The organism is Collinsella sp. MSK.8.10, from assembly GCF_019041915.1.
GTDB lineage: Bacteria > Actinomycetota > Coriobacteriia > Coriobacteriales > Coriobacteriaceae > Collinsella.
In genome coordinates this window covers 41948-65116 of the sequence record NZ_JAHPYF010000009.1, presented here as the reverse complement: position 1 = coordinate 65116, position 23169 = coordinate 41948, and the positions used below count along the sequence as shown (strand labels likewise).

19 protein-coding genes are annotated in these 23169 nt (G+C 61.2%); 2 read left to right on the top strand and 17 right to left on the bottom strand.

Annotated elements, in window-relative coordinates; all coding sequences use genetic code 11:
* Window positions 1-139: 139 nt before the first annotated feature.
* The 3 genes from groL to KTF55_RS09270 form a co-directional block, all read right to left on the bottom strand.
* Window positions 140-1777, bottom strand: coding sequence for a chaperonin GroEL (gene groL, locus KTF55_RS09280; protein ID WP_006234938.1), 1638 nt, complete (start codon window positions 1775-1777; stop codon window positions 140-142).
* Between the two features lie 96 nt (window positions 1778-1873).
* Window positions 1874-2167 (bottom strand): co-chaperone GroES, encoded by a 294-nt coding sequence (gene groES / locus KTF55_RS09275; protein ID WP_022094351.1) that lies wholly within the window; start codon window positions 2165-2167, stop codon window positions 1874-1876.
* 436 nt (window positions 2168-2603) lie between these two features.
* Entirely contained in the window at window positions 2604-4241 is a 1638-nt protein-coding gene (locus tag KTF55_RS09270) for an amidohydrolase (protein WP_226790771.1), read from the bottom strand.
* Between the two features lie 168 nt (window positions 4242-4409).
* On the opposite strand from KTF55_RS09270, the gene KTF55_RS09265 reads away from it, so the two are divergent.
* Window positions 4410-5873: a M20 family metallopeptidase gene (locus tag KTF55_RS09265; RefSeq protein WP_117848000.1), complete on the top strand. Its 1464-nt coding sequence runs from the start codon at window positions 4410-4412 to the stop codon at window positions 5871-5873.
* 106 nt (window positions 5874-5979) lie between these two features.
* Here the strand turns inward: KTF55_RS09265 and KTF55_RS10000 are convergent, their stop codons facing one another.
* The 13 genes from KTF55_RS10000 to KTF55_RS09200 all read right to left on the bottom strand — a co-directional run bounded on the left by KTF55_RS10000 (window position 5980) and on the right by KTF55_RS09200 (window position 17759).
* Entirely contained in the window at window positions 5980-6477 is a 498-nt protein-coding gene (locus KTF55_RS10000; protein ID WP_199573591.1) for a DUF2752 domain-containing protein, read from the bottom strand.
* Window positions 6470-7078 carry a DUF4234 domain-containing protein gene (locus KTF55_RS09255; RefSeq protein ID WP_117770102.1) on the bottom strand — a complete coding sequence of 203 codons (609 nt, stop codon included), beginning with the start codon at window positions 7076-7078 and terminating at the stop codon, window positions 6470-6472. Before KTF55_RS09255 ends, KTF55_RS10000 begins: the two co-directional genes overlap by 8 nt.
* Before the next feature lie 195 nt (window positions 7079-7273).
* A complete protein-coding gene (locus tag KTF55_RS09250; protein ID WP_117770101.1) occupies window positions 7274-8590 on the bottom strand; it encodes a zinc-ribbon domain-containing protein in 1317 nt (438 codons plus the stop codon).
* 149 nt (window positions 8591-8739) lie between these two features.
* On the bottom strand, window positions 8740-9762 hold the full coding sequence (locus tag KTF55_RS09245; RefSeq protein ID WP_117770100.1) for a YitT family protein: 1023 nt from the start codon (window positions 9760-9762) through the stop codon (window positions 8740-8742).
* 208 nt (window positions 9763-9970) lie between these two features.
* A complete protein-coding gene (locus KTF55_RS09240; RefSeq protein WP_217108401.1) occupies window positions 9971-10492 on the bottom strand; it encodes an Asp23/Gls24 family envelope stress response protein in 522 nt (173 codons plus the stop codon).
* A gap of 44 nt (window positions 10493-10536) precedes the next feature.
* Window positions 10537-10914, bottom strand: coding sequence for a DUF2273 domain-containing protein (locus KTF55_RS09235; protein WP_226790767.1), 378 nt, complete (start codon window positions 10912-10914; stop codon window positions 10537-10539).
* Window positions 10907-11452, bottom strand: coding sequence for a hypothetical protein (locus tag KTF55_RS09230; protein WP_217108400.1), 546 nt, complete (start codon window positions 11450-11452; stop codon window positions 10907-10909). Before KTF55_RS09230 ends, KTF55_RS09235 begins: the two co-directional genes overlap by 8 nt.
* A 166-nt stretch (window positions 11453-11618) precedes the next feature.
* On the bottom strand, window positions 11619-12425 hold the full coding sequence (locus KTF55_RS09225; protein WP_006234926.1) for a YebC/PmpR family DNA-binding transcriptional regulator: 807 nt from the start codon (window positions 12423-12425) through the stop codon (window positions 11619-11621).
* 165 nt (window positions 12426-12590) lie between these two features.
* A complete protein-coding gene (locus KTF55_RS09220; RefSeq protein ID WP_226790764.1) occupies window positions 12591-14774 on the bottom strand; it encodes a DUF6020 family protein in 2184 nt (727 codons plus the stop codon).
* Window positions 14775-14917: 143 nt separating this feature from the next.
* Entirely contained in the window at window positions 14918-15739 is an 822-nt protein-coding gene (gene lgt, locus KTF55_RS09215; RefSeq protein ID WP_217108399.1) for a prolipoprotein diacylglyceryl transferase, read from the bottom strand.
* A 109-nt stretch (window positions 15740-15848) separates the two neighbouring features.
* Window positions 15849-16127, bottom strand: coding sequence for a NifU family protein (locus tag KTF55_RS09210; protein WP_035137589.1), 279 nt, complete (start codon window positions 16125-16127; stop codon window positions 15849-15851).
* A gap of 171 nt (window positions 16128-16298) precedes the next feature.
* A complete protein-coding gene (locus KTF55_RS09205) occupies window positions 16299-16823 on the bottom strand; it encodes a dCMP deaminase family protein (RefSeq protein WP_148331927.1) in 525 nt (174 codons plus the stop codon).
* A gap of 84 nt (window positions 16824-16907) precedes the next feature.
* Complete coding sequence (locus tag KTF55_RS09200) at window positions 16908-17759, bottom strand: type III pantothenate kinase (protein ID WP_022094470.1); 852 nt, start codon at window positions 17757-17759, stop codon at window positions 16908-16910.
* A 192-nt stretch (window positions 17760-17951) separates the two neighbouring features.
* On the opposite strand from KTF55_RS09200, the gene KTF55_RS09195 reads away from it, so the two are divergent.
* On the top strand, window positions 17952-19655 hold the full coding sequence (locus tag KTF55_RS09195) for an OPT/YSL family transporter (RefSeq protein ID WP_022094469.1): 1704 nt from the start codon (window positions 17952-17954) through the stop codon (window positions 19653-19655).
* A 200-nt stretch (window positions 19656-19855) separates the two neighbouring features.
* On the opposite strand, the gene KTF55_RS10170 is transcribed toward KTF55_RS09195, so the two are convergent.
* A complete protein-coding gene (locus tag KTF55_RS10170; protein WP_217108398.1) occupies window positions 19856-23092 on the bottom strand; it encodes a CAP domain-containing protein in 3237 nt (1078 codons plus the stop codon).
* Window positions 23093-23169: the final 77 nt, after the last annotated feature.

The window sequence follows — 23169 nt, the reverse complement described above, 5'->3', positions numbered from 1 at the left end:
GCCTTCGAGGCCGAGCGCAAAATGGATTCTAAAAAACACCTTGCCAAATAGGAGCCTCTTTGCATGTCCGAGGACGTTCCGGAGAGAAGTCCCCGTCCCGCCCCCGGATTCCCGGTGGGAGTTCTAGACCTTGTCGGCCTTAGTACATACCGCCGCCCTGCTGGCCAGCGGTGGCAGCAGCGATAGCATCCTCAAGCTGAGTGTTCTTAGGCACATCGGAGACGGTGGCCTCAGTGATGAGGATCAGGCTGGCGACAGAAGCAGCGTTCTGCAGGGTGACGCGGCTGACCTTGACGGGGTCGAGGACGCCCATCTCGATCATGTCGCCCCACTCGCCGTTGGCAGAGTTGAGACCCTGGCCGGCGGGCAGCTCGGCAACCTTGTCGACCACGACGGCGCCCTCAAAGCCAGCGTTCTTGGCGATGGTAGCAACCGGAGCAGTCAGAGCCTTCTTGACGATGTCGACACCGATCTTCTCCTCGGGGTCGTCAATCTCGACAGCATCGAGCGCAGGAGCAGCGTCCATGAAGGCGACGCCGCCACCGGCGACGATACCCTCCTCGACAGCAGCGCGAGTAGCCTGCAGGGCGTCCTCGACGCGATGCTTGATCTCCTTGAGCTCGGACTCGGTAGCAGCGCCGACCTTGATGACGGCAACGCCACCGGAGAGCTTGGCCAGGCGCTCCTGGAGCTTCTCACGGTCGAAGTCAGAGGTGGTGTTCTCCATCTCACCCTTGATCTGAGCGATACGAGCGTCGATGGCCTCCTTGGAGCCAGCGCCGCCGACGACGACGGTATTGTCCTTGGAGATGGTGACGGACTTAGCGGTACCGAGCATATCGGCGGTGATGTCAGCGACCTTCACGCCCAGTTCGTCCAGGGCAGCCTGGCCGCCGGTGAGGACGGCGATGTCCTCGAGGATGCGCTTGCGGCGATCGCCGTAGCCCGGAGCCTTGACGGCGCAGACGTTGAGGGCGCCACGGATCTTGTTGAGAACCAGGGTAGGCAGAGCCTCGCCGTCGATGTCCTCAGCGATGATGAGCAGGCCACGGCCAGCGCGCTGGACAGCCTCGAGAACGGGCATAATGTCCTGAACGCTGGAGATCTTCTGGTCGGTGATGAGGATGTACGGATCCTTCATCACGGCCTCCATGCGGTCGTTATCCGTGACGAAGTAAGCGGAGACATAGCCCTTGTCGAACTGCATGCCCTCGACGGTGTCGATGGTGATGTCGAACGTCTGGGAATCCTCGACGGTGATGACGCCGTCCTTGCCCACGACCTCCATGGCCTCGGCGATCTTCTCGCCGACCTCGGGGTCACCGGCGGAGATGGTACCGACGGAAGCGATCTGCTCCTTGGTCTCGACCGGCTTGGCCTGCTTCTTCATCTCGGCGACGGCGGCGTTAACGGCCTTGTCGATGCCGCGACGGATGGCCAGCGGGTTGGCGCCAGCGGCGACGTTGCGCAGACCGTCGTTGACGATGGCCTGGGCGAGCAGAGTTGCGGTGGTGGTGCCGTCACCCACGGTGTCGTTGGTCTTGGTGGCAACCTCCTTCACCAGCTGAGCGCCCATGTTCTCGATGTTGTCCTCGAGCTCGATCTCCTTGGCGACGGAAACGCCGTCGTTGGTGATGGTCGGGGCACCGAACGTGCGCTGCAGCGCAACGTAGCGACCCTTGGGGCCCATGGTGACGGTAACGGCGTCGGCCAAAGTGTTGACGCCCTTGGCAAGCTTAGCGCGGGCATCGGTGTTGAACGTAATGTTCTTTGCCATGGTAGGTAATCCTCCAAAAGAAATGTGACTCGCGTCGCCGCTTCCGAGTCCTGTGCGGCGGGCGCGTTCAAAGACGAATCAGAGATTCTGACGAGACTAGGCCTCGACGACGGCGTAGATGTCGTCGGCGCGCATCAGCAGATACTTCTCGCCGTCGACCTTGACCTCGTTGCCACCGAACTTACCGTAGATGACAACGTCACCGACCTTGACGTCCATGGGGATGCGCTCACCCTTGTCGTTGACCTTGCCGGCGCCAACGGCAACGATGGTGCCACGCTGCGGCTTCTCCTGAGCGTTGCTGGCGATATACAGACCAGAAGCGGTCTTCTGCTCGGCCTCGTCGGGCTTGACCAGAACACGATCTGCAAGCGGCTTCAAAGACGACATGCTTGTCTCCTCCTTTTTGGGCCGCGCGGTTATACCACGCGAATTAACCCTTTTTGTTTGCGTACGCGTTGAATGGTACCCACGAATGGCGGGTTATACAACACGGAGTCAAAAAATCTTATTTTTTGGCACTTAGATTTTCTGAATGCCGGGGGATAACTTAGCGGTGGCTCCCGTGTGGCTCCGGAGGGGCGGGGCATAAGGTTTCCTGCTCGGGCAGTCCTGCTCGCACGAAGGCCACATTAAGTGGCCTTCGGCTCGTGCGGAACTCGCGATAAACCTTATGCCCCGCCCCTCCGGAGCCACACGGGAGCTTGGTTAACTAATTCGGGTCCGGCATTCAGAAAAAGTCAGTGCAGCAAAATGGCGATGCAGATGGTGCGAACAAGAAAGGGGCACGTTGTTGAAACGTGCCCCTTATGGGTGGGGTATGGGGCTAGCGCTCGTAGATTAAGTTACCTGCCAGGTAGGTGGCCTGGACCTTGGTGTCCTGGAGCTCTTGGGGATCGATGGTGAGCGGGTTTTGGTCCAGGACTACCAGGTCGGCGTATTTGCCGAGTTCCAGGCTGCCGAGGTTTTGCTCGTCGCCTGCCGCGTAGGCGCTGCCCAGGGTGTAGTTGCGCAGGGCTGTTGCCGCATCGATGCGCTCGCTCGGCAGCCAGCCGCCCTCGGGCCAGTGGCTTTTGGGGTCCTGGCGCGTGATAGCCGTGTAGAGCACGTTCATGCTGGTAACAGCTGTGATGGGGCTGTCGGTACCGAAGGCTTGGCGAATGCCGCGCTGCTTATAGGTTGCGAACGGCCACATGATGCGGCTGCGCTCCAAGCCCAGGTCGCGCTCCGGACCACCCGGGTCGAGCGTGATATGGCAGGGCTGGCTCGAGGCAACCACGTCGAGCTTGCGCAGGCGGTCGATGTCCTCGGGCAAGAGGTTCTCCAGATGCTCAAGCGTGTTATGACCGTGCTGGGGCAGGCCGTACAGGTCGGCCGCTTCCTCGAAGATATCCAGCGCGGCATGAATCGCACCGTCACCAATGACGTGGATGCGCACGGTGTGACCGCGCTCCGCGGCCGCCAGAACCAGTTTGCGCATGCGCTCAGCCGGAACCGTCAGACGGCCCTGGTCGCCCGGGAAGCGCGGATTGGTATAGGGCTCGGTGAGATATGCCGTGTGTTCGCTCGACACGCCATCGAAGAACTGCTTAAAACCAGGCGCCGAGAGCAGCGCGTTGTTCGCGTAGCGGGTCTGCAGTTCTTCTAAGCGCGATTGGTCATCCAGCAGTGTGGGGAATAGATGGGCTCGGATGCCCAGTTTGCCGGCTGCCTGCAGTTTGTCGTAGACGTCGTCGCGGATAAAATCGCAGCCCGGCATGGGCATGAGCGACATATCGCAGATCGAGGTGATGCCCTGCTCGGCCATACGCTTCATCTGGTCGGCGTAAGCGCTCGCGATGCGGTCCTCGCCCAGCCACTCCAGGCAGCGCGGTAGCAGCTGCATGGCAGCCGCCTCGTGAGCAATGCCCGTGAGCTCGCCGTTTGCATCCTTGTCGTAGCTGCCGCCCGCTGGCGGCTCGCTGTCGCGTGTGACGCCGAGCGCCTCGAGTGCGCGGCTGTTGAGCCAAAGCGTATGCCCGTCGCCCGAATACATAACGCAGGGACGATCGGGGAATGCCGCATCGAGCGACGCCTTGGTAGGATGCTCGGGCGGATCCCAACGGTAGTCGCGCCAGCCCTGCGTCACAACCCAAGCGTCATCGGGCAGGTCCTGGGAAAACTCGAGCGCATGTTGCACCAGCGCCGCCTCGGACGTGCCCATATCCATAAGCATGTACGGCGAGGAACCGACCGAGGTATGGAAGAAGTGCAGATGAGCGTCATGGAAACCGGGGCAGACAAACTGCTCGCCGTAGTCGATAACCGACGTGGCGGCGGGAGCGGCGGCGATCACGTCATCGGGCGCACCGACTGCGACGATACGGTCGCCTGCGATGGCAATCGCCAGCTCGCGGGCGGTATCGATGCCGTCTTGCGCGGTAAAGACGTTCTTGGAGCGGATAATCCGATCGATATGTTGCATGGGCATCCCCATCTCTGGCAGGAAATTCAACACCCCCGAGTGTACTCCCCCGCCCTTGTAACAAAACCCCAAGCGGCAAACGGCAACTTTACCAGCCCTAGCGGCAGGTGGCATACTGGAGAGAGCCTGTACGATTTTGCGATCAACCCAGCAAGGAGCAAATCGACCATGACGAAGACCAAGGCACAGCAGATTATGGCGGCGACCGAGGCTCGCGCGGCTGACGACGTCACCGCAGCCATCAAAGATATCGCTACCGAGTTTGAACCCTATATCATCAAGCAGCGCCGGCACTTCCATAAGCACCCGGAGCTGAGCCTTGCCGAGGAGCGCACGACCTCCGACATCGCCAACCAGCTCGACGCCATGAATATCCCCTATGAGCGTCCCCTTAAGACGGGTCTGGTGGCGACCCTTCGCGGCACCGCGCCCGATGCCTACCGCGAGGACGGCACGCCGCGCCGCCGCATCCTGCTGCGTGCGGATATCGACGCCCTGCCCGTCACCGAGCAGACCGGCGAGGAATTTGCCAGCGTCAACGAGGGCTGCATGCACGCCTGCGGCCACGACTGCCACATCGCCATGATGCTCGGCACGCTGCAGATTCTGCGCCATATGACCGACGACATCCACGGCGAGGTCCGCATCGTCTTCCAGCCCAGCGAGGAAAACGGCCAGGGCGCCAAGCTCATGATCGGCACGGGTGTGCTCGACGGCGTCGATGGCGCCTACGCCGCGCACATCTGGAGTGAGGTCGACGCCGGCACCGTGAGCTGCGAGCCCGGCCCGCGCATGGCCAATACCGACTGGTTCCGCATCGACGTCCGCGGCACCTCATGCCACGGCGCCATGCCCCAGCGCGGCCACGACGCCGTTATGGTTGCCGCCGAGATCGTCAACGCTCTGCAGACCATCGTCTCGCGCGAGATCAGCCCCTATGAGCCGGCTGTCATCACCGTCGGCGAGCTGCACGGCGGCACCGCGCGCAACGTTATCGCCGGCACGGCCTACCTTGCCGGCACGGTGCGCACCTACGGAGATTCGACCCACGAGGAAATGCCGGAGCTTATGCGCCGCATCGTGGAGCATACCGCGGCCGCCTTGGGCGCCGAGGCAGAGCTCACCGACTACACCATCGCCAACTACAAGGTCGAAAACGACGCCGCCTCGAGCGAGCGCTGCCGTCAGGCTGTAATCAAGTGCCTGGGCCCCACCGGTCAAGGCCATTACCGTGGCACGCTTTCGGGCGAGGATTTTTCGGAGTACCTGCGCCGCGTGCCGGGCGTGCTCGCCTTTGTAGGTACGCGCAACCCCAAGATTGGTGCCACGTACGCCCAACATTCCTGCTTCTACAAGATCGACGAGACCGTGCTGGCAAAGGGCTCCATGGTGGCCGCCCAGTATGCTATCGACTTTTTGGCCGAGCCCACGCAAGAGGAGCTCGACGGCCCCACGATCGCCGCGGTTGCCGAGACCAACCCCGACTTGGCCGCCAAGCTGCGCTCTGCCAAGGCAACAGCCGCTGAGGCGCGCGACGCCATGCACGATGCTCGCACCGCTCGCCATGCTGCAATCAAGGGCATCCACGATGCGCGGGCTGCCGCTCGCCACGAGGAGAAGCGCGACGAGTAGCCATCACGCCCACCCATAACAACCTGGCTAGAGCAAAGCGGGGGCGAACGTTATCTCAACGTTCGCCCCCGCTTATGTGTCGACCGCTTTTCTAGCGCGTCCTCCGTCACGACAGGAAAGAGCGAAGGATGGTGAGCCAGCGTGGGGGTTCGAGGTGGATGATGTCGTCGGGGACTCCGGCGGGCGCATGGCCGCCAAAGAGTAGGCCGGCATCTACCGGATTGATGAGGCGCACGATCCATACGGCGATGACCAGCATGCACAACACGGTGACTGCAATGTCGACACCACGCTTTAGCTTGCTCGATGCCACCTCCTCGCGCACGAACGCGAGCACAAACGCAATCGGCACCACCCAAAACAGCGGATGGTAGGCAAAGGCCGCCGCAAAATCGAGACGCAGCGCCGCCAGCCACGCCCTCGTCATGCCGCATCCCGGACAAGGAGCGCCCGTCATCATTCGAAAAATGCAGCCGATATCGAGCAGGTAGAGCGCGAGCCAGGCAACAAAGAGCGCGCCGGTGCAAAAAAGGGCGCGGCGAAGGAGCTCTGCCGTGCCCCTATGTCCCTGGGAGCTGTTCACGCCGCCCTTATTGTTAGGCACGAGCGCCAAGGCGAGTGTTGTAAGCCGTTGCCATGGCATTGGTATTATTGATGATGATGTTCATAGCGAAGATGGGACCAAGGCCGCACAGGAGCGCGCCGAAGATCTGCCACAGAAGAACGGTGGTGCCGTTTTCCTGGAACACCAGGCCGTAGCGAGGAGCGTTGGCCTGCAGGCGGTTGCCAATCTTGTAATACCAGTAGTACGCGTAGAAGCCGCAGGTCACAAACGATAGAAGGATGAATTCCGCCAGACCCGGCGTGTAATCGCCGTCATCCTGACACAACGTGTTGACGTCGCGTGCCAAGCAATACAGGAAGTAGAACGAATAGATACCGCAGGTCACAAGAGAGAGCAGCAGCCAGCCGATCAGGCTGCGGTCAGCCTTAATGGGGCCATAGCCCATCGGAGCGGATGCGGACTGTTGGGCGTATTGACCGGTGTACTGCTGCTGAGGCTGGGGCACGGGCTGAATAGCCTGGGCCGGAGCGGGCTGGGGCTGCGGGGCCGGAGCGGCAGAAGCGGCACCAACGGCGGATCCGCAAACAGGGCAGAATTTGGCATCATCCGAAATGGGAGAACCACAAGTGGGACAGAACATGAGCCTCTCCTTTTCCTAAGGCGTCGCACGCCTTCAAACCTTACACGTCTACGTTCTCAACAATAGCCGCGACGTTGTTGCGCAACATTGACCAATTTCCGAGAAATTTTGCTGCAACCGTTTTCCCAGGCATTTTCTTGCTTTCGCAGTAGAAAAAGGCACCCCGGGCTCAGTTGCCCAGGGCGCCTCGACCGGCTATTCGGTTTGATTGTTTTCGGCAGCAGGATTATCGCCCGGCTCATCCGCCGGCGTGGCAACGGCATCCCAATCGGGCTCCGCAGGCGTCGCCTCGGACGCCGGTGCGGGGACAGGAGCAGGTGCCGGGGCAGGGGCAGGCGCGGGTGCCGGGGCAGGTGCAGGCGCGGGTGCCGGGGCAGGCGCAGCACCAGTGGCTGCCGTGGGATTGAATCCCGCAGGAGCAGGCTTCTTCTCACCCGGGAGCACAAAAGTCAAAACGTCGTCCTTGTCCTCATCGGCCCATTCGCTTGCATAACGTGCAGCCCAATAGCCAACGGCACGGTGCTTGAGCATCTTGCCAAAGACCGTAAGGAACACCGTGACGAATGCAATCAGCACCAGGAACAATACGAGCGTGACACCACCGGCGGTAACAATCGCCTCGATACCCGTGGGGCGATAGTAATAGCCGTACGCGCCAATTCCGGCGATGGCACCAAAGACAGCTGTCAAGATCCACGTAATGGCGTTGGAAACCAGGCCCGTCAAAAACTCGGGAAGGAACGAAGCGCAGAACAGCTTGGTCTTGTTGTGCTTAAACGCCGCCCAGACCTTGTCGAGCGAAAACGCGCTCTCAACGCGCCCGGTCACCGCAAAGTGCATCACGGCAATGTCGGCGAACATCTTAAAGAAGACCCCCAAGACTGCCGTGGCAATCATAGCCAGGACAAGCAGGCCGAGCGAACCGAACAGCGCAGCCTCGAGCGCATAGGAGCCATAGTAGGAGTACGAGCCTGCGGCACCAAGCGCCACGCCCTCCACCAGCGAAAGCACTACACCGATAACGGGAATGGCAGCGATAACCTCGAGCACGACCGAAATAACGCTCGAAAAGACTCCGAGACCAAACGACGTGGAACGCATCAGCGGACGATCCATGCCGTCATCGATCTTAAGCGACAGATCGCGACCCCACTCGATGCCAAAGCCGGAACCGCACACGCTCGCAATGCAAGCTGCCAAAAAGCCGATGGCAGCCGCAATGCCGCCAATAACGGGAATAAACAACACGAGCACCGACACAACGCAAATCAGCGCCGGCAAAAACGCGATTTGGCATACACGCTGAAGCACGCCCGGGGTCTTGGTCATATCCTGGAACGCCTGAACCACACAGCCCTTTGGCGCATTCGCCACGGGCGGTTGCGGAACAAACTGCTGGGGCTGAGGCTGTCCCTGGGGAGCGGGGCCAGCGGCACCGGCATTAGGAGCACCACACACGCCGCAGAACTTGTCGTTATCGCCCATGGGGGCGCCACACTGCGAGCAGAACATAGAATCATCCCTTCGTATCTAGAGCGAATCACCTGGATCGCAAACGATGTCTTTGGCATCATTATCACCCAATGTGAGTTCAAATACTCTTAGATGACGTATTTGCAACGCGCGAGGCGCTTTTCGATTGTTTGATGAATGCGTTCGCGCTAGTTCGTGCCGCGGAAACCCTTGCCGACGATCTCGGAACTGTCGACAATCGTGATAAAGGCACCCGGATCGACCTCGCGCGCATAGCGGCGCAGTTGCACGGCCTCGCGACGGCTCAGCACGCTCATGATCACCGTCACGCACTTGCCCGAGAAGGCACCGTAGCCGCGACTAATGGTCGCCGTACGGTTGAGATGCTTGACGATAAACTCCTCGACCTTAAGGGGCTCGGAACAAATGACCGTGCAGACCTTACGAAGGTGAATGCTCTCGATGGCTTTGTCGACCACAAGCGTCTTGGCAAACAGGCCGAGCACGCAATACAGACCGACACGCGGGCCGTACAAGAAGGCCGCGATGGCCACGATGCCGATATCGACCAGCAGCAGGGCGCGGCCAATCTCGAGCGTCGTGCGGCGCTTGAGGATCATGGCAAGAATGTCCGTGCCACCCGTCGAGGCGCCGATATCAAAGACGATGGCGCTGCCGAGCGCCGGCAGAATCACGGCAAAACACAGGTCGAGCCACATATCGCCCGTCATCGAGACACTGGTCGGGATAAAGAGCTCGAAAAGCGAAACATAGGCGGACAGCGCAAACGAGGCGAAGACGCTCCACAGGATTGCCTTGCGCTCCAAAAAGATAAAGCCCAAAACGACGAGAACCGCGTTGATAATCCACATAAAGACGCCGACGGGCAGGGTCGGGAACAGCGTGGACAGAATAACCGACACGCCCGAGGTGCCGCCAAAAGCAAAGTGATTAGGGGTTTTAAACGCAACGATGGCAAAGGCCGTAAGAATCAGGCCCAGATTGAGCTCGGCGAAAAAGCGCGGGAAGCCTGGCTCCTGGCTACGCTTTTGGCCGGCACGCTCGCCGCGCTCGATATCGGTGCGATCAACCACGCGCTCCATCGGCACCACGGGAGGACGATGTACCTCCTCGGCAGCTCGCGATGCCGCCTCTGCCGCGGCAGCCTCAATCGCCCATGCCTGGCTTTCTGTTTCGTGCTCGTCAGCCATTACGGCAACCCCTCGTTAACAATTTGGAAACAATGCGCCCATTAGGGTAACGCGGAACACGACGATTGCAACCCCTAGTTAGACGAGCGGTATGCCTACATCGGGGGGCATACAAATAACGGCCGGCCACGCTTTTGCTTGCGCGGTCGGCCGTTTAACGTTTTCGCAGATAAAGCCTGCCAAAACAAACCTGTCCCTTTTTGGAAGGTTACTCGTGCTGGCTGGTGCGGTGCTCGTACTCCTCGGGGGTGATGACGTCCTCGATGCGCAGGTTGACGCCCGCCACCTCAAGGCCGGTCATCGCGGCAAGGCGCTCGGTGACACGTGCCTTGACATCGTCGAAGATCGCGGGCGCATAGGCGCCGTACTCGATAATGACGGAGATGTTGACGACCACGCGATTGTCATCGGTGACCTCAACCGTCACGCCCTTGGTCAGATTCTCGGCACCAAACTGCTCCTGCACAAAGTGCATAAGGTTACCCTTCATGCCCAGGACGTGCGGCACCTCGCGGGTGGCCATGGCGACGATCTTCTCGATCACACCGTTGGAATAGGTCAGCGAGTCCTCGGACTCGTCTGTTTCCTCATCATCCTCGTCCGCGTCATCGGCGGACTCGGCCTCGACGAGCGCCTCATCCTCGAGCGTCACATCCTCGGCTTCGGCGACGGCCGCCTCCTTCTCCTCGAGCTCGGTATCGGCCACATCGACCTTCGTATTAAAAGCCATGGTTCCTCCTTATGCCTGCCGCGGATGCGACAGTCGAATACATATTAGCGGCCGCTAAACAGACGGCCGAAGAAGTTGACGATCCCGTTCTCGCCGTCGCGAATTTGGCCGATCACGGCGCCGATCAGCACGAAGAATGCAATGACGAGCGTGTCCCACAGGCCGAGCGTGAGCACCAACACGGCGAGGATAAAGCCAGCGACGGCACCGAGCGTGGTGTTGGGATGACGCACAGCATAGCTCCAGATGGCAGCGCCCGTACCCTTGATGAGACCCATAGCCTCGTCAAAATCCGCGGCTGCCACGTCTTGTAACTCGGTTGCCTCTGCTTTGGAATCAACAGGTTCGCTCGCCGGTGTGGCGCTCTGGTCAATCGTCAGGCGCGGCGTACGAGCGGTCTTATCTTGATTGGTATCACTCACCGGAAACCTCCACGGTCTGGACGGTAGTCTTGGACGGCAAAAAACGGACGCGCGTGGTCGTACCCGGCGTGCCGAGCATGGTGTCGCAAGCTTCCTCGATGCGCCGCTGCATCGCGGTAGCCAGAGATGCCACGTCCTTATCGTCAAGCGCGATAGCCTCGACCTTAAATCGGACGTGCGAATCGTCGGGGCCTTGGACGCGGGCCTCGACATGCTCGACCATCACGCGGTCGTCGCGCTCGGCAGCAGCCCTGGCACACGAAGAAAGCGCCGCAAGGGTAACCTCGATATTGCGCTCCCCCGCCGGATGCACGCAGGACGGCTCGCGACGAGCAAACATCAGGCGAAAGAAGCTTACCAGCACGCCGATCGCCACAACTCCGCCGCATGCCGTCACGACAATGCGCGGCATGGGGTCGCGCATCAGCAGCATAAAGCGATACGTATACGGCCCCCAAAACTGGCAGACAAGCGTACCCAGCGCCACGATGGCGGCGGCAAGATACACAATCGCTAGGGCTCGTTTGAGTACGCGCACGTGGCGCTCCCTTCAAATCTCGGCTCTCGAAATGCAAAACGGTTCGCATCATTATAAAAGAGCCGGGTCCGGTGCTCTACGCACGCGGATCCGGCTCATCTATTCCACGAGGCTTGCATGCTCGCTTCATTATGCCCAGATATGCACGGCTTAACCCGTGCGGGCGCTACTCCTCCTCGAGGGCAGCGATAACCTCGTCGGTCATGTCCATGGTGCTGTAAACATCCTGGACGTCGTCGAGCTCCTCAAGACGGTCGATGAGGCGCTGAACCTTCTTGGCGTCGGCGCCGGAGACCTCGGTCGGGGTGGTCGGGACCATGGTGGTCTCGGAGCCCTTGACCTGGACGCCCTGCTCCTCGAGCGCCTTGGAGACAGCCATGACCTCGTTGGCAGTAGTCCAGACGATCCACTCCTCGCCGGCATCCTCGTAGTCCTCGCCACCGGCCTCGGCGATGGCCATCATGAACTCATCCTCGTCACCGGCAGCACCGTTGGCGATCATGGTCTCCTTCTTGGCGTTCTCGTCCAGGATCTCCTTGGCGACGACGATCTGGCCCTTGCGCTCAAACTGGAAGGCGACGGAGCCGGAGGTGCCCAGGTTGCCACCAGCGTGGGAGAAGGCGGAACGGACATCAGCGGCGGTACGGTTGCGGTTGTCGGTCAGGCAGTCGACGTAGACGGCGACACCGGCGGGACCGTAGCCCTCGTACACGATGTTCTCGTAGACGGCGGCATCGGCACCCGAACCAAAAGCCTTGTCGATAGCGGACTTGATCTTGTCCTTAGGCATGGACTGAGCCTTGGCCTTGGCAACGGCAGCGGCGAGGCTGGCGTTGTTCTCGGGCAGCGGGTCACCGCCGAGACGGGCAGCAACGGTGATGTTGCGGCTGAGCTTGGAGAAGAGGGCGGAACGCTTGGCGTCCTGCGCGCCCTTACGATGCTTGGTTGTGGCCCACTTAGAGTGTCCGGACATACGTGTCTCCTATCGGTTTCGACCTAAAGCCCAGCGCAGATGCTCGGGCAATATAAACAAACGTCGTTATGATATACCTACTGGCCTGCGAGATAAACCCCAAAATGAAGGCGTCGTGATGATGTCCCCTTTGGTGCAAAGAAACCTGACCCTCAATGCACCAAGTTAGAACCAGAAGAAGTCGCTGCGGGTGACGGTGGCGCCGATGGCGAAGGGCATGCAGGCGATGACCGGATACAGGTAGCGCATGTAAGTCGAGCCGTTGCACGGGCCAATCAGGCACACAGCGAGCACGCCCAACAGCGGCACCCAGATCGCCAGCGCACGCCATGAATGACGACGCAGCAAGTAGACCACCACGGCGATCATGATCCACACATAGGTGGCCGAGCTCATGGTGAGCGAGATAAAGGGAACACGCTGCACCGCCACACGGTACAAATTGATCAGGTGGTCGCACCAGCGCACCACGTTGCTGTCAACCGGATGGAAGTCGAAGTACTTGAGGTTGTCGGGACGCGCCATGATCTCGGCACTACGCGCCGTGCTGTAGACCCAGGCATCGCGCGCGCTCGGATAAAAATAACCATAGTAGTTATTGATAAGCGCCGAAATATAGCACTCGGGATCCTTCTTAAACATCTGAGCCCATACCTCAAAATAGGCATCGATGTCCTCCTGCGAGGCGTACTCGTTAAAGCAGTTCTTGACGGCATCGGACTTGTCGGGGTTGTAGCGGCGGCCCAGGTTCTCGTACTTGAGTACGCGATCGATCACGGCACGCTCTTCGTCGGTCACCGAACCGTCGCAAGGAGCCTCCACGATGGTGCCGTCCTCCTTAACCGTAGGGTTGACGCCCGAGTTGAGGCCGTCGTGCTTTTGGACGAAACGAGCCGTCTGCTGGAACGGAATCGAGAGGATTTCGCGCTTGGAACCAGGCGTGATATCGTGCGCCGGCATAAAGACCTTGGTGAAGTACATATTAGAGGCAAGGCAGAGCGCGAGCACCGCGAGAACGCCAACCCAGCGGAAACGCGGGATGGCGCCCGAAGGCGCAGCACCAGTCTGCTTGGCTGCACGACGAGCCACATGCACGTCCCATACGCAAAACGCCGCCGCGATTACGCATGCCGCCAGGGGAAACACCAGGCCGCCGTTGCGCAGAAACGTGGAACCCATGGCGCCCAGAGCGAGCAGCAGCCAGTCGTGGCGCGCAAAGAGCACGGGCCTCTGTTCGCCCGCACGCTCGGCATTGGCATCACGACGGGGCAAGCCACATGCCACGAGCTTGACGGTCTGTACCAGCAGCACCAAGAACGCGTCGGCAAAGAGCACGTCTTTGGTGAGCAACGCCGCGTAGTTAGAGAACATCGGCATAAACGCAAAGAACAGCAGGATCGCACCGCGAACCGGCAGGCTCACGCCCAATTTGCGCAGCGACGAAATGGAATAGGCCATGCAGGCAGCCGTGATGACAAATTGAGCGCAGGTGTAGATGGCAAGACCCGCGTTAGCGCTGTTGAACAGCGAAAGCCCCAGCTGAACGCACGAGCCGATAATGGCCGTGTGCACTACGGGATGATGCCCGTTGAGCAGCACGTTGGGGTTGAGTAGGCGCAGGTAGTCGCTCGTGCCGTTGGGATAGTTGAACCACTGGCGAATCTGCGCGCCCGTATCTCCCATAAAAAGGCCGGGCAGCGAAGCGATGAGCGTGGGCGTCCAGGCGATCATAAGCACCAGGAAGGGCCCGGCAAAGGGATGGACCGAGAGCACGGCGTGAGCCACACGCCATACGCGGCCAAAGTGCGCCTCGGAAAACGGAATGCGCCGAGAGCTCAGCCAATCTAGACACTCAAAGGCAAGGTAGAAGGCAACGACCGCCAAGGGCATCCAGCCCGCGCCGCCAATCCAGGCGCAGATGATGCGGGCTTTGTCGCCAAGGACAATCTCGGCCGAGTCGGTGAGATCGTAGCTGCGGCCGAACACCATGCAGATGGCGAAGAACAGCGACGGCAGAATGATCGATGGACGCCAGGTGTCGCCACGGCCAAAGAACACGTAGCGAAACGGCAAGGTGAGCAGGCAGGCAAGCGCAAGCAGCATGACCGCGTCGGTATGGCCGGCAAACGAGAGAAGCACCTCGTAGCACACGTACAGCATGCCCGAGGCTTTGGGGTCAATCGCCAAGACTGCGTTGCTCGACACCGGGGCGGGATCGATGGAAAACGCCGTGGTCGCCAACAGCGCGAGCAAAAATGCGATGAGCGTCTGCTTGGCGGGGTAGCGCTTAAACCAGACAATGCGGGCAGCGTCGCGCGCAGCCGTTGTGGAGAGGTCGGAATCCTTCACAGTCCGAAAGCCTTTCTAGAAACCTGCCAAAAAGGGACAGGTTTATTTTGGCAGGTTTTATCTGGGGAAACGTTACGGTTCTGTCATCGTTGCCCAGCGAACCACCACAAAGGTGCCTGTCCCCTTTGTGGTGGTTTTGGTGGCTAGGCGTCCAGGTAGACGCGCTGGGGTTGGTTGCGGCGACGAGCAAAGATGATGAGCGCCAGGCCCGCGATTACGAGCGGCAGGCTCAGCAGCTGACCCATGGTGATAACGCCACCCAGCAGATAGCCCAGCTGTGCATCGGGCACGCGCACAAACTCAATTAGGAAGCGGACGATGCCGTAACCCATCACAAACATGCCCATAAACGTGCCTTGGGGCAGTAGCGGCTTTTTGCGGCTGAGCACCTGCAGAATGCAAAAGAGCACGATGCCCTCAAGAAATGCCTCGTAGAGCTGGGAGGGGTGACGCGGCATATCGCCCGCGGTGCCACCGAAGACCACGCCCCAGGGCAGATCGGTCGGCTTGCCCCACAGCTCTCCGTTCACGAAGTTGGCGCAACGTCCCAGGCACAAGGCCAGCGGCGCGCCGATGACGGCAAGGTCTGCCAAAGTCCAGGCGTCGAGCTTATACATGCGGCACACGATGATGCCGCCGATAATGCCGCCCACCAAACCGCCATGGAAGCTCATGCCGCCCTCGTTGGTGGCAAAGATCTCGAGCGGGTGCGCCCAGTAGTAGCCATCACCGTAAAAGACGACGTAGAACAGGCGCGCACCGATAATGAGGCCAAAGACCACGCCGACCACGACACTCGTCAGGTCGTCAATCGTGATGTTAAAGCCCCAGCGACGCTGCGTGCGGTACATGACGACTGCTGTGAGCAGGGCGCCGACCACGTAGGCCAGGCCGTACCAGTAGATGGTGATGGGGCCCGCCGAGATTGCGACGGGATCAAGCATATGGTAGAGGTCGTTGAGCATATCGATCCTCCTGCTCCCTACATACAAATGCGGCCGCGGGCCTTGCGCTCGCAGCCGCATATTTGAGCGTAACGTCTATGCGGAGTATGCCGTCCGCAGCTTTCGCAGCTTAGAACGGCGCGTACTCGTCGTACAGGTCCTCGGCCTCGCCGGAGGCATTGACCTGCTCAACGCGGGTAACGCCGGGCACATGCTCCTTCAGGATACGCTCAATGCCCATGGACAGGGTCAGCGAGCTCATGGGGCAGCCGGCGCAGGCGCCCTGCAGCTCCAGCTTGACGACACCCTCGTCGTCGACGCCCACATACTCCATATCGCCGCCATCGGCCTGCAGGTTGGGGCGAATCTCTTCAAGAACCTTCTTAAGCAGCTCTTCGTTAACAGCCACAGGGGCTCCTTTCTCACAATTACGCGGGCGCGCCCGCGGACAGAAGCTATGTTACTACAGCCGTGTACCCGCTCACGAGCCGTCCATGCGCGCAGACGCGACTTTCACGAGTAGTCAATTTGGGACGGGGCTCTTTTAGCTGCTTTTGCCGCCAGCTGGCGTTGCCACGCGCTACTGCTGAGCCTGCCCCTCGGTGCCGATGTGCACATCGACGATAACCTGGCGGTAGCTGATGCCACAGGAGTCGAGGATGCGGCGGCTGATGCGTCCGTCATCGGTGTCGGCGTACTTGTTGTCCAGGTAGACGACCTCGCCCACGCCCACCTGAGCCAAAATCTTGGCGCAGTCGTGGCACGGGAACAGCGTGACGTAGACCGTGGAACCCTCGAGGTCCTTGAGCGAGCCACGGTAGTTGAGCACGGCGTTGGCCTCGGCATGGACCACGTAGTTGTGCTTGTCCTGCAGCGGGTCGTCGCTCGTACCCCACGGAAAAAAGTCGTCGTTGAGCGCCGAGGGTGTACCGTTGTAGCCCACCGAAAGGATGCGGTGGTTGGTGTTGGCGATGCACGCACCCACCTGCGTGTTGGGGTCCTTGCTGCGACGCTGCGCGGCGATGGCCACGCTCATAAAGAACTCGTCCCAGCTAATGACGTCCAGGCGCTTGCCTGACGAAGTTTGATGAAGATCGTCCGACATGGCAGACACCTCCGTAATCGCAATAGTTTGACCCATTGTAGCAGGTGAAAGGTGGAGGCGTTTGTCCCACCGGCGCCCTCACCTTTACACGCGGCGGGGCTTTTGGTTGATGCGGTAGAGCTCGGCGAGACCCCGCAACGTCAGCGCGTCGTCGACCGTCAGACTATGACCGACCAGCGACGCAAGCGCCTCGGCATCGTCGCCGGTAATGACTATGGGCACGTCGCCCTCCCCCGCGGCCTTGGTCGCGCGCATCTCGGCGAGCACCATGTCGAGCATGCCGTCGATGCGGGCCACCTCGCCCAAGACCACGCCCGAGCGCATGGCCTCGCGCGTGTTGCGGCCGATTACATGCGTGGGTGCCGAGGGCTCGACCTGCGGCAGACGCGCTGCTGCCGCCGAAAGCGAGCGGGCGCCGAGCGCCAGCCCCGGCGCGATGACGCCGCCCACAAAGGTGCCGTGCGCGTCGATGACCTCGATATTGGTCGTCGTGCCCAGGTCGATCACAATGCACGGCGAGCCGTAGACGGCACGAGCCGCCACGGCATCGGCGATGCGGTCGGGGCCGATCTCGGCCGGGTCGTCGTAGTGCACGGGCATGCCGGTCTTGAGGCCCGGCCCCACGGTGAGCACGCGCCCCGTGCAGATACGGGAAAGAGCCGCCTTCCACGGGCGCTCGAGCGCCGGCACCACGCAGCTCAGCACGGCCGCCGTGGGTACGAGCGCGCCGGGCATGCCCGCATCGGCCGCCAGCGCGGCCATGACTTGAGCGAGACGCATACGCGCTTCGTCGGCCGTAATGCTCGATGGCGTCGTGATCTCGCACGTCGCAAGCGGGCATTCCTGCGCCGCGGCCGAATCCTCTGCAAACAGACCAAAGCGAATGAACGTGTTACCCACGTCGACCGTCAATATATATGCGCACCCATTAAGCATCGTCGGCGCTCCTTTCGTCTGCCCAGCAGTATATCGCCTACCTAAACCAGTCATCCCAAAATGACTAGCTTACGGCTATACTGGTGCGCGGTCGCGCGCGAGCTCACGCGGCGGCCCTTGGTAACCCGACTTCCCGCGCCGTATCCGTAGCGGCGCTCCCGGGGGAAGCGGATATACGCAAAGGAGTTCAATATGAGCAATCCCTCGAACCGCGCTTCGATGCGCGGGCAACTCACGCTGCGCGGCGTCGTCATCGGCGTCCTTGGCTGCGTGATCATCACGGCAAGCTCGGCCTACACCGCCCTCAAGATGGGCGCTCTCCCCTGGCCGATCGTCTTCGCTGCCGTCATCTCGCTGTTCTTCCTTAAGCTCATGGGCAATGCCAGCCTCAACGAGGCCAACGTCACCCACACCATCATGTCCGCGGGCGCCATGGTCGCCGGCGGCCTAGCGTTTACCATCCCGGGTGCCTGGATGCTGGGCTATGCCGACCAGATCAGCTGGCTCGACATGTTTATCGTGGCACTCGCCGGCACCATCCTGGGCCTGCTGGCCACCGCGCTCATCCACCGTCACTTTATCGTGGACGCCGCGCTTGAGTTCCCCACCGGCAACGCCGCAGCTCAGACCCTGCGCGCCACCGAGGCCGGCGGCAAAACCGGCAAGCAGCTCTTTGGCTCCATGGCCATCGCCGGCATCTATAGCGTGCTGCGCGACGCCCTGGGCGTGGTGCCCAGCATGCTATGCACGCTCAACATCCCCGGCGTGACCTTTGGTATCTACAACTCGCCCATGCTGCTCTCCGTCGGCTTCCTCGTGGGCTTCGCCCCGGTCGCCTTCTGGTTTGCCGGCGCCCTGCTGGGCAACTTTGGCATCATCGTGGGCGGCACCGCTGCCGGTCTGTTCGACGTTATGACTGCGCAAGGCATCGTCAAGTCCCTGGGCATGGGCCTCATGATGGGCTTTGGCGTCGCCGTCGTCCTCAAGGACATCCTGCCGCAGGTCGCCGGTATCGTCCGCGGTCTTGCCGCCGACAGCTCCACCGACACCGACGAGCAGTCGCTCATCTCGGGATCGCTTAAGCTCGACGCCGGCATCATCGGCCTGGGCGCTGCCGCCATCGCCGTGATCATCGCCATCGTGCTTAACCTTGGCCCCGTTCCGGCCGTCATCGTGACGCTATTCACCTTTGTCACCACCATCATGAGCGCACAGAGCTGCGGCCAGACGGGCATCGACCCCATGGAGATCTTTGGCCTCATCGTTATGCTCATCGTGGCCGCCTTCGCGCAGATCGCTCAGGTCAAGCTGTTCTTTATCGCCGGCATCGTAGCCGTGGCGTGCGGCCTTGCGGGCGACGTCATGAACGACTTTAAGGCCGGCGCCGTGCTGGGCACCAACCCGCGTGCGCAGTGGATCGGCCAAGCCATTGGCGGCATCGTGGGTGCCCTGGTCGCTGCCGCTGTCATGGTCGCGCTCGTCACCGCCTATGGTCCGGACGCCTTCGGCCCCGACAAGAGCTTTGTGGCCGCGCAGGCAAGCGTGGTCGCCACCATGGTCTCGGGCATCCCGAGCGTGCCGTGGTTCGCAGGTGGCTTTATCGCCGGCATCGTCATGTACTGGCTTGGCATTCCGGCCATGATGATCGGCCTGGGCGTGTACCTGCCGTTCTACATGTCACTCACGGCATTCCTGGGCTCCTGCGTCAAGCTCGCCTACGACAAGTGGTCCGCCCACCGCGACGCCACCGCTGGTCTTTCTGACGAGGAGAGGGCTGCCAAGGACGCCGCCTTCCAAGAGCAGGGCCTGGTTGTCGCCAGCGGCCTGCTCGGCGGCGAGTCCATCGTCGGCGTTATCCTGGCGTTTGTCTCCGTGGGCTTGAGCCTGCTGGGCTAAGTCGAGCAGCTGCTCGACAGCAACCATATTGCCTACGGCTTGCCCGGTCGGTAGCTTTCGCGGCTGCCGACCGGGCTTTTTGATACCGAAACAAAGAAAGGCCGGCGCGCTGCGTATGACAGCGCGCCGGCCTTATCGTTTGGCTAACGAGACGGTCCCGCTATGAATTGAAGTTCGTTGCAGAATCTACGCTCGAAACGCTACATCTGCTTGCGACGACGATCGCTCAGCGTCACACCAGCGGCCACGAGGGTGATACCGCCGATGACGAACACCTCGCCCGCAAGAGCGGAATTGTCGCCAGTCTGGGCGAGCGCAGCGTTCGCAGCCTTCTTCTTGGCGACAGGAGCCTTTGCAGCAGCCTGCGCAACCTGAGGCTTGGCCTGCGGCTCGGCCTTGGGATGATACTTGTCGTACTCGGCCTGCGCGGCAGCCAGGGCATCCTTGGCATCGTCAAGCTCGGCAAGCGCGGCGGCATAGGCGTCGTTGGCGTCGGACAGCTTGGCATCGGCATCGCTCAGGGCAGCCTTGAGACCAGCGGCGGCATCGACGGCAGCCTTATAGCGAGCGTAGGCAGCGTTCAGCTTGACCAGCTTCTCGTTGCCCGTCGTGCCCGCGGCAAGGGATGCCTTGTGATCGACAGCCTCAAGATCGGCCTTGAGTGCCTCGTCGTTGGCAAGCTCTGCCTTGGCCTTGAAGATATCGAGGTTCGCATCGACGACGGCTTCGTTGGCGGCCTCGAGCTGCTTCTGGGCATCGGCGACACTGGCCACGGCAGCGTCATAGGCGGCCTTGGCGTCGTCGACCGCCTTCTGGGCGCCGGCAAAGCGCTCGAAGGCCTTGTTCGCGGTAGCCAGCTCACCCTCAGCAGCCTTGGCCTTGGCCTGCGCATCGGACACAGCCTGCGCCTTGGCGGCAACCGCCTGCTTGGCGTCCAAAAGAGCAGTCGCGGCCTGGACATCTGCGGCCTGGGCCTTGTCTACACCAGCCTGGGCGGCATCGTCGGCCTTCTTTGCCTCGTCAAGCGAGCCCTGCTTATTCGCAAGGTCCGCCTGGGCGGCATCGCGCTTGGCAGCAAGGTCCTTGACCGAAGCCGTGGCGTTGTCATACGCCTCATTGGCCTGTTCGGACTTTGCCTTGGCGGCATCGTGGGCGCTGCGAGCCTTCGCCTTGTGAGCAGCGGCCTCGGCTGCCTTCGTCTTGCTGTCAGCAAGCGTGGCGTTTGCCTTATCGAGAGCCGCCTGGGCAGTAGCGGCCTCGGCCTTGGCGGCATCGAGGTTCTGCTTGAGGGACTCGATGTCGATTCCGCCGAGCGCATCCTTCGCTGCGTCGTATGCCGTCTTAGCGGCGGCGGTGCCGGACTTGGCCTTCTCGTACTCACCCTTGGCGGTGTTCACGTTCGTGTCGGCCGCGGTATAGGCGTCGCGCGCGCTTTCTTGCTTATCCAATGCGTTAGAATAAGCCGTTCCAGCAGTCCCGAAGTTCTTCTGCGCATCTGCCAGCTTGCTCTGAAGCTGCTTCAGCTGCTCCTTCTGCTCCTGCGTGCCGCCTGCATTGTAGGCGGAATCGATGTAGTCGTTGAGGAGCTTCTTGAACTCGGGGACAGTGAAATCAGCCTGAGTGCTATCAGCGCTGTAATCGAAGATGGTTACCTCGGAATCGGTGTTCTTACCGCTACCGGTCGCGATACCGATGGCTTCCGTGGCTGAATCGATGATGTTGAGATAGTGCCCGCACTCGTGATAGATGCTGTTGTAGTTCTGGTAGATGTAATAGGAATCATATCGGTGGCTGCCGAGTTCGTCGCCATACTGCGCGACGTACTTATCGAATGCCTCCTTCTCCTGTGTGTAGAGGCCGGTGTAGGGCCAACCGAGTGTATCCTCGGTCTCGCCGCCGGTATATGCGCCGCCTCCGCCGGCAAGATTCTCCCCGTTGTCGAAATAGCAGTTCGAGTGTCCCCAGATGTTCGATGAATATGATGTATTAAGGGCTGCCGCCACAGTCATGCGGAGGCTGACGCTGAGCGCCGACTGGCCGTTCGCCTTGCGGAGGTTGTTCTGGGTGTCGAGATATGTCAGGGCGTTGCGCATCTGCTCCAAGGAGAGCGGGTTGGTGTCGCGGGACATGTCCTGATCGACGTACTTGTCATACCATTCGGCCTTGTCAGCGGCGCCGGTCAGCATCGATACGGCGTCCTGGGCGTTCTTTTTCTGCGTGGCTGTGAACTGGCTGCCGCCGATGATGTAGTTCATGAAGCCGAACATACCCTGACTGATGACTTCCTGGTCAACGGTCATGTTGGACTTTAGGTCTGCAATCTGCTGGTTAAGCTTCTCGACCTCGGCGTTTGCGGCGTCGTATGCATTGTGCGCGTCGGTTACTTCAGCACGAGCCTGATCGAACTCGTTGCTCTTCTGCTGACGAATCTCGACGAGTCGGTCGTACTCAGCCTTCTTGTCGGCCTCGGTCTGCTGGGCCTGCTCGTATGCCGTCTTCGCGGCGTCACGCTTACTGGCCGCGTCCTTGTACTCCTTGTTTGCCGCATCGTATGCAGACTGGGCAGATGCCACGGCAGCGTTGGCGGCGTTGGCCTTCTCCTGCGCGGCAGCGACGGCAGCCTGGGCGGCCTGCAGATTTGTCTGTGCGGTGGCGTCGGCATCCGTCGCGGCATTGAGCTCCGCCTGCGCGGTCTTGAGCTCACCAGCAGCAGCTTTCTTGGCGGCCTCAAGCGCACTCAGGTCAACACCCGTACCCGAGACGGCAGCATCGAGCGCGGCCTGCGCCTGGTTGAACTTCTGCTGGGCGTTATCGCGCGCGGTGGTTGCGGCTGCGAGCGCAGCGGCAGTCTCCTGCTTCTTGGCCTGGGCAGTCGTCAGAGCGACCTCAGTGTCCTTCTTTTCCTGCTGGGCGCTAGCCTCGGCAGCCTTGGCCTGGTCCAGATTGGCCTGTGCAGTAGCAACGGCCTTATTGGCGTCATCGAGCTTTGTCTGCGCGTCCTCGACGGCCTTCTTGGCGGCCTCGTACTCGTCCATATCCATGGCCTCGAGCTTGGCCTGGGCATCGTCGAGGGCCTTCTTGGCCTCATCCTGCTTTGCCTTGGCGTCCTTGAGCGCCTGGGTCTTATCCTCGACACTCTTGTTGGCTTGATCGAGCTGATCGTTCAGGTCGCCCAGCTTCTTCTGCTGCTGCTCGGTCTTTTCGACGGCGGCTTTGAGCTCGTCAATCTTCTCCTGGAGCGCGGCGACTTCTGCTGCGTTCTGCTCGATTTCGTTGTCGCTCACAGCCTGCGAGGCCTGATTCTTTTGCTGCTGCGCCTGCTTTTGAGACTGGCCCGCCGCATCGGCGTTCTTCTGGGCGGCATCGTAGGCGGCCTGAGCGTCCTTGAGCTGCTTTGCCGACTCCTCGGCCAGCTGGGCAGCCGTCTTTACGACCACTTGGTTACCGGCGGCAACGGTGTTCTCTACAGAACTACCCCCCCCCTGAACAGAATCGCCGTTATCGGTTGACGGTG